This is a genomic window from Alcanivorax sp. HI0083 (assembly GCF_001635175.1).
Genome location: NZ_LWFX01000510.1, coordinates 1 through 851 on the forward strand (window position 1 = coordinate 1; position 851 = coordinate 851).

An 851-nucleotide genomic window follows, 5' to 3' on the forward strand; every position below is an offset into this window, starting at 1 on the left:
CTTGCTGCCGATGCTGGGCATCACCTGGAGCTGGATGCTTGTCAAAGACGGCCAGCTCGGCAACATCAGCGATAATGTTAAAGGTCTGAATATTTTGCTAGGTCGTAACGGGTTTGTATCGCAAATCCTTTCGCGCCTTCCTGAGTTCATTCAGCCGGATTTCCACCCTGATCAACATGACACCAAAGGGCTGGAAAAACTGTGGCGTGAGAAGTTGTTCGCTGAAGGTGGCCAACTGCATGAGCTGTATAGCAATCCGGCGGCATAATAATGCTCAAGGGGGTTTAGGGAACCTCTGAATAGTTGACGACTCTGTCACCACCGTTTGCTAAAAGACACACAAAAAAATGCCGGAATTGCTTCCATGCAACTCCGGCATTACACCTTTTATCATAGCTTTTCTCTAGCCGATCTTTATTGCGCATCCTCTAGAATGAATTGTGCCGCTCGCTCGCCAATCATCATACATGGCGCGTTCGTATTACCACTGATCAACAGTGGCATGATCGAGGCATCGGCGACACGCAACCCCTTCACACCGTTTACCCGCAGACGGACATCCACCACCGCTTTTTCATCACTACCCATTCGGCAAGTGCCGACGGGATGGTAGATTGTTTCAGCGCGCTGGCGAATATCCGCGTCAATCTGGTCATCACTCTCCACGCTGGAAGCCGGTTCGTCATCACCGCCAAAAGCAGAGCTGAAAGAATGACTGTGAAACACTTTTCTGGCTAGTTTCACGCCTTCACGGAGCACAAGAATATCGTCAGGATGAGAAAGATAGTTTGGGTCTATCAAAGGCGCAGCAAATGGATCGCTATTGGCCAATCGAATCTGTCCTCGACTCT

At 49.8% G+C, this 851-nt stretch carries 1 protein-coding gene and 1 pseudogene; one reads left to right on the forward strand and one right to left on the reverse strand.

All coding sequences use genetic code 11. The features are described from left to right. Positions 1–268: pseudogene (locus A3754_RS05240) on the forward strand (metal-dependent hydrolase); the annotation flags it as partial. Between the two features lie 146 nt (positions 269–414). Here the strand turns inward: A3754_RS05240 and A3754_RS05245 are convergent. Beyond that, positions 415–851, reverse strand: a 437-nt coding sequence (locus A3754_RS05245; RefSeq protein ID WP_231880498.1) for a GMC family oxidoreductase, incomplete at its 5' end; no start/stop codon positions are given.